The 6,000-nt window shown below is 72.0% G+C and carries 6 protein-coding genes; 3 read left to right on the top strand and 3 right to left on the bottom strand.

Annotation, left to right across the window (positions count from 1 at the left end):
* The first annotated feature begins 153 nt into the window (after nt 1–153).
* The 3 genes from ACZ5VD_RS09110 to dnaK all read left to right on the top strand — a co-directional run bounded on the left by ACZ5VD_RS09110 (nt 154) and on the right by dnaK (nt 3,196).
* The gene (locus tag ACZ5VD_RS09110; protein ID WP_468681644.1) at nt 154–438 is read left to right on the top strand and encodes a hypothetical protein; all 285 of its coding nucleotides are present in this window, start codon (nt 154–156) and stop codon (nt 436–438) included.
* Between the two features lie 3 nt (nt 439–441).
* Nucleotides 442–1,185 carry a glycerophosphodiester phosphodiesterase family protein gene (locus ACZ5VD_RS09105; protein ID WP_468551158.1) on the top strand — a complete coding sequence of 248 codons (744 nt, stop codon included), beginning with the start codon at nt 442–444 and terminating at the stop codon, nt 1,183–1,185.
* 85 nt (nt 1,186–1,270) lie between these two features.
* Complete coding sequence (gene dnaK / locus ACZ5VD_RS09100; RefSeq protein WP_468681642.1) at nt 1,271–3,196, top strand: molecular chaperone DnaK; 1,926 nt, start codon at nt 1,271–1,273, stop codon at nt 3,194–3,196.
* A gap of 6 nt (nt 3,197–3,202) precedes the next feature.
* On the opposite strand, the gene ACZ5VD_RS09095 is transcribed toward dnaK, so the two are convergent.
* The 3 genes from ACZ5VD_RS09095 to ACZ5VD_RS09085 form a co-directional block, all read right to left on the bottom strand.
* Nucleotides 3,203–3,661 (bottom strand): nitrate reductase molybdenum cofactor assembly chaperone, encoded by a 459-nt coding sequence (locus ACZ5VD_RS09095; protein WP_468681640.1) that lies wholly within the window; start codon nt 3,659–3,661, stop codon nt 3,203–3,205.
* 158 nt (nt 3,662–3,819) lie between these two features.
* Nucleotides 3,820–4,635 carry an SAM-dependent methyltransferase gene (locus ACZ5VD_RS09090; RefSeq protein WP_468681638.1) on the bottom strand — a complete coding sequence of 272 codons (816 nt, stop codon included), beginning with the start codon at nt 4,633–4,635 and terminating at the stop codon, nt 3,820–3,822.
* 127 nt (nt 4,636–4,762) lie between these two features.
* Nucleotides 4,763–5,626 (bottom strand): helix-turn-helix domain-containing protein, encoded by an 864-nt coding sequence (locus tag ACZ5VD_RS09085; protein WP_468551162.1) that lies wholly within the window; start codon nt 5,624–5,626, stop codon nt 4,763–4,765.
* Nucleotides 5,627–6,000 lie beyond the last annotated feature (374 nt).

Here is a 6,000-nt window from a genome sequence, read left to right as displayed (position 1 = left end):
CCCCCCCCCCCCTCCCCCCCCCCCCCCCCCCCCCCCCCCCCCCCCCCCCCCCCCCCCCCCCCCCCCCCCCCCCCCCCCCCCCCCCCCCCCCCCCCACGGCCGGTTCGTGACCCGGGGGAGGGGTATCACGATGACGGCGTCGAAGGGGATGTGATGGGGCCGGGAACCACCGGCGGGGCGACGGTACTCGACTCCGCCACACGCGAACTCGCCCGCGCGGTACCGCTGTTCAGCCTGTCCGGCCGGATGTGCCCGGCGGGCGCCCTCGCCGACCGCTACGACGTCGGCCGCGTCGCACCCCATCCGAGGTCCGGCGAGCAGGTGCTCTCCGTGCCCGTCCCGGTCAGGCGGGCCGGCCGACGCTCCGGCCCTCTTCCGGCACCGCCCGACGGGACACCGCCCGCACCGGTGCCGCCCCGATCCGCCTCCGGGAGCTGACCCATGCCGCGAGGACCCGCCGTGTCGGCCCACCGGGGAGGCTCCGAACGCGCCGCCGCCGCCACCTGGGAGGCGTACGAGGACGCGATCGAATCCGGTGCGGAATACGTCGAGTTCGACATCCGCCGCACCGCCGACGGCGTGTTCGTCGTCCACCACGACGCCCGCGTCGCGCACACCGGCCCGCTCGTCTCGCGGATCACGCACACCGAACTCCGCGACCGCGCCGGATACCCGGTGCCGGTCGTCGACGACGTCATGGCGCTGATCGCCGGAAAGCTCGTCGGGCACCTGGACCTGAAGGAAGTGGGCCACGAGCGCGCACTGGTCGACCGGGCCGTCGCCCTGCTCGGCGTGGACGGTTTCGTCGCGACCACCCTGGAGGACGCCTCCGTCGCCGCCGTCGCGCGGGCCTTCCCCGGGGTCCGGACGGTGCTGTCCCTGGGCCGCGACCGCAAGGACGTCGGCCCGCTCCGGCTGCCGGGGACCCGGCTGAGCGAACTGCTGCCGATACGCCGGGTCCGTGCCTGCGGAGCGGGCGGGATCGCCGTCCACCAGGGCCTGGCACGCGCCGGCGTCCTGCGCGAGGCGGCCCGGCACGGCCTGTACACCATGGTGTGGACCGTCAACGAGGAACCGTCGATGCGCGCGTTCCTCGCGGACCCCAGGGTGGACGTCCTGGTCACCGACCGGCCCCGGCGCGCGGTCGCGCTGCGGGGCGGCAGGCAGGACGAGCGCACCCATTGACAAGAGCGCACTCAAGTTTTGTGCTGGAGTGCGTGAAGCTCCCGGGCGGACTGTGCGGGAAGCTCCCTGGCGGAAGGGGACAGCGATGGCACGTGCGGTCGGAATCGATCTCGGGACCACGAACTCGGTGGTCGCCGTCCTGGAGGGCGGCGAACCCACCGTCGTCGCGAACGCGGAAGGGGCCAGGACCACACCGTCGGTCGTGGCCTTCGCGAAGAACGGCGAGGTGCTCGTCGGCGAGGTCGCCAAACGGCAGGCCGTGACCAACGTCGAACGCACCGCCCGCTCCATGAAGCGCCACATGGGCGCCGCGGACTGGCGCTTCCCCGACGAGGGCGGCATCGACGGCACCCGCTACCGGGCCCAGGAACTCTCCGCGCGGGTGCTGCAGAAACTCAAACGGGACGCGGAGGCCTACCTGGGCGAGGACGTCACCGACGCGGTGATCACCGTCCCCGCCCACTTCGACGACACCCAGCGCCAGGCCACCAAGGAGGCCGGGGAGATCGCGGGTCTGAAGGTCCTCAGGATCATCAACGAACCGACCGCCGCCGCCCTCGCCTACGGCCTCGACCGGGGCGAGGAGCAGACCGTCCTCGTCTTCGACCTCGGCGGCGGCACCTTCGACGTGTCGCTCCTGGAGATCGGCGACGGCGTCATCGAGGTCAAGGCCACCAACGGCGACACCCACCTCGGCGGCGACGACTGGGACCAGCGGGTCGTCGAGTACCTCGTCAAGAAGTTCAGGGGCCAGTACGGCGTCGACCTCGGCAAGGACAAGATGGCCCTGCAACGCCTGCGCGAGGGCGCCGAGAAGGCGAAGATCGAACTGTCCTCGTCCTCCGAGACGACCGTCAACCTCCCCTACGTCACCGCCTCCGCCGAAGGACCCCTGCACCTCGACGAGAAGCTGACCCGGGCCCAGTTCCAGGAGCTGACCGCCGACCTCCTGGACCGCTGCAAGCCCCCCTTCCACCAGGCCGTCAAGGACGCCGGCATCCAGCTCGCCGCGATCGACCACGTCATCCTCGTCGGCGGCTCCACCCGGATGCCCGCCGTCACCGACCTGGTCAAGGAACTCACCGGCAAGGATCCGCACAAGGGCGTCAACCCCGACGAGGTCGTCGCCGTCGGCGCGGCCCTCCAGGCGGGTGTCATCCGCGGCGACGTCAAGGACGTCCTGCTCCTCGACGTCACCCCGCTGTCCCTGGGCATCGAGACCAAGGGCGGCATCATGACCAAGCTCATCGAACGCAACACCACGATCCCCACCCGCCGTTCGGAGATCTTCACGACGGCCACCGACAACCAGCCCTCGGTGGGCATCCAGGTCTACCAGGGCGAACGTGAGATCGCCGCCTACAACAAGAAGCTCGGCGTCTTCGACCTCACCGGCCTGCCGCCCGCCCCGCGCGGTGTCCCGCAGATCGAGGTCGCCTTCGACATCGACGCGAACGGCATCATGCACGTCTTCGCCAAGGATCTCGCCACCGGCCGCGAACAGAAGATGACCGTCACCGGCGGCTCGGCCCTCCCCAAGGAGGACATCGACCGCATGATGCGGGACGCCGAACAGTACGCCGAGGAGGACCGCGGGCGGCGCGAGGCGGCCGAGACCCGCAACCAGGCCGAGCAACTCGTCTACCAGACCGAGAAGTTCCTCCGCGAGAACGACGACAAGGTGCCCGCCGACGCCAAGGCCGACGTCGAGTCCGCCGTCGCCGACCTGAAGCGCCTTCTGGAGGAGAACGCCGAGACGACCGCCCTGCGGGGCGGCGTCGAGCAACTCGCCTCCGTCAGCCAGAAGATGGGTCAGGCGATGTACGCCCGGTCCGCCGACCGGCAGAGCCCGCCGGAGGACACGGACGCCGACCGGAACGCCTCGTCGGGGTCTTCGGGCTCGTCGGCCTCGGCGCAGGAGGACGAGGGCGTGGTGGACGCCGAGATCGTCGACGACGAGCGGGACCCGGACGGTCCGGGCCGGGACGGACGGAGCCAGGGCGACCGGTGACCCTCGTCAGCGGGCGATCGGCAGGGTGGCGCAGACCGCGTCCAGGACGGAGGCGTACGGCGTACCGAAGGCGGTGAGGCGGGAACGGAGTTCTTCCAGGCCCGCCCGGTGCCCGGTGAGCAGTTCGGTCTCGCCGGTGCGGGCCGTCAGCTCCAGCACCGCGGGCAGGAAGTCCGGCCGTTCCTCGCCGGTGAGTTCCAGATCGTGCGCCCGGTAGGCGTCCTCGAACCGGACCGCCGATCTGCCGCGCCACCGGCCCAGATACAGGCTGTGCCGGTGGTCGGAGTCGAAGACGCGGACGTAGTGCGCCGCCAGGTCCCGCGCGGGCGTGAGGGTCGCGTGATCGGTGAACTCCCTGAGCGGCGGGGCGGCTTCGCGCAGCAGGGGCAGCCGGGCACGGAAGTCGTCGTCCGGGTAGGTCAGGCAGAGCGCCGCCGCCTGGTACAGCACCGCGTCCGAGGGCATCGGGCGTCCTCCGCATCGTCGGTGGTCGGACGCGGGCGGGCCCGGATGCCCGTCCCGGGCGTTCCCGTGCCTGCCCGCGGCTGCTTCGAACCTAGGGCGGGGCGGGGGAGCCCACCCGCTGACGGCACCCGTACGGGTCAGGACGCCTCGGGTCCGGGTCAAGCCTTGCGGGCGACCCCCGCGTACACCGGCACGATGCCCTCCGCCTGCACCGCCACGTCCTCCGGCTCGGGCCGCCACCCGGAGACCGGGATCACGCCGGGGCCCAGCAGCTCCAGGCCGTCGAAGAAGCGCGAGAACTCGGCGAGGGAGCGGGGGTGGAAGGACGTGCCGCTGCGGCGGAAGTGCTCGGCCGCCTTGGTGATCGCCTCCGGGTTCAGGTCCGGGGTGACCTGCGACAGGATCAGCAGGCTGCCGGGGGCGAGGACCTCGACGTAACGCCGCAGCAGACCGTGTACGTCGTCGCCGTCGGCCGCGTCGTCGAGGTAGTGGGTGAGCGCCACCAGGGACAGGGCGACCGGCTGCCCGAAGTCCAGGGACTCCGCCGCGCGGCCCAGGATCGTGTCGGGGTCGCGGACGTCCCCGTGGATGTAGGTGGTGGAGCCCTCCGGCGAACCGTGCAGCAAGGCCTCCGCGTGCCGCAGCACGATCGGGTCGTTGTCCGCGTACACGACCTTCGCCTCCGGGGCGACGCCCTGCGCCACCTGGTGCAGGTTCGGCTCGGTGGGAATGCCGGTGCCGATGTCCAGGAACTGCCGGATCCCCGCCTCGGCGGCCACCCGGGTCGCCCGCTGCATGAACCGGCGGTTGGCGCGCGCCCCGCGCAGCACCGTGGCGTCCACGGCGAGGATCTTCCGGGCCAGCTCCTCGTCCACCGGGTAGTTGTCCTTGCCGCCCAGCCACCAGTCGTACACCCGGGCCGGATGCGGCCGGCTGGTGTCGACGGGGGTGGGCACGGCGTCGGAACCGGTCATACGGCGTCGTCTCCTCGGGTTCGTCTCGGGCCGATTCGGGGTCGGGCGGACCGTGCCATCGGGGTGGAGCGGGGCCGTACGGACCGTGCCGTCAGAGGTGGAGTCGGGCAGTGGGGCCGTGCGGGGCTCAGAAGTCCTCGCGGCGGTCCCTGAGCAGTTTCTTGCTGCGCTCGGCCGACGCGGCGCGCGCCGACATGTGGTCCAGCACCTCCAGATGCGTGGCCACCTCCTTGCGCGAGTCGAGATACAGCGCGCCGGTCAGATACTCGGTGAAGACCATGTCGGGCAGCTCCGGCTCGGCGAAGCGGAACAACGAGAACGGCGCGTACGTCCCCGGATGCGGACCTTCCTCGAACTCCGCGATCTGCAGCGTGATCCGGTCGTGCTCGGCGAACTCCAGGAGCCGGTCCAACTGGTCGCGCATGACCTCGCCACGGATGCTCACCGGCCGCCGCAGCACCGTCTCGTCCATGATCACCCACAGGTGGGGCGGGTCCGCGCGCTCCAGCAGCCGCTGCCGCTCCATGCGCAGGGTCACATGCCGGTCGATCGCCCCCGGCCCGGTCTGCCCGATCGTTCCCGACTCCATGACGGCCCGCGCGTACGGCTCGGTCTGCAACAGGCCCGGCACGAAGTGCGGTTCGTAGGAACGGATGAGCCGGGCCGAACCCTCCAGGCTCACATACAGGCTGAACCACTCCGGCAGCACATCGTGGAACCGCTGCCACCAGCCCGGCCGGTTCGCCTCCTCGGCCAGCTGCACGAAGGCGGCCACCTCGTCGGCGCCGACACCGTACGTCTCCAACAGCACCTGGACATACGGTATCTTCAGTGCGACCTCGGCCATCTCCATCCGCCGTACGGTCGCCGGGGCCACCCGCAGCACCTGCGCGGCCTCCTCGCGTTTGAGGTCGGCCGCTTCCCGCAGCTCCTGCAGGCGTCTGCCGAGCACCACCTGACCCACGGTGGGCGCGGGGCGCCGCTCACTCACGTCACGCCTCCCCTACGCGTCGTAACTAGCGTGCAGTGTGCCATGTTCCGCAGCCGGTCTCATCAGTCCCGAAGAGGCGGATGGGACTTGTGGGCGGGGAGTTGTCCGTTGGGTCCCGTGTGTCGGTGCTTGCCCGTGGGCGGGGTGCGTGGCCCGGTGCTGCGGGCGGGGCCTCGGGCCGGGTCGGCGGCCTGGATTACCTCGGGGGTAATCGACCGGGGCGCCCGGGGACGGGATCGTGGTGCCAACGGGTTCCGGGTCGGCGCACTCCGGTCCGGGGCCCGGTACCGGGGACCCCGGGGCCGGCATCCAGCCGCTCTGCCCCTTTCCCTCCGGTCCCCTCCAGCTCCGCCCCGATCTGATCCGACCTGACC

This window comes from Streptomyces sp. NPDC032822, assembly GCF_055578825.1.
This window is presented reverse-complemented; position numbering and strand designations above follow the sequence as displayed.

What these genes read in the sequence shown, in the direction of transcription:
- ACZ5VD_RS09110 (WP_468681644.1), top strand. Translation starts at nt 154, where the DNA reads ATGGGGCCGGGAACCACCGGCGGGGCGACGGTACTCGACTCCGCCACA.
- ACZ5VD_RS09105 (WP_468551158.1), top strand. Translation starts at nt 442, where the DNA reads ATGCCGCGAGGACCCGCCGTGTCGGCCCACCGGGGAGGCTCCGAACGC.
- dnaK (WP_468681642.1), top strand. Translation starts at nt 1,271, where the DNA reads ATGGCACGTGCGGTCGGAATCGATCTCGGGACCACGAACTCGGTGGTC.
- ACZ5VD_RS09095 (WP_468681640.1), bottom strand. Translation starts at nt 3,661, where the DNA reads ATGCCCTCGGACGCGGTGCTGTACCAGGCGGCGGCGCTCTGCCTGACC.
- ACZ5VD_RS09090 (WP_468681638.1), bottom strand. Translation starts at nt 4,635, where the DNA reads ATGACCGGTTCCGACGCCGTGCCCACCCCCGTCGACACCAGCCGGCCG.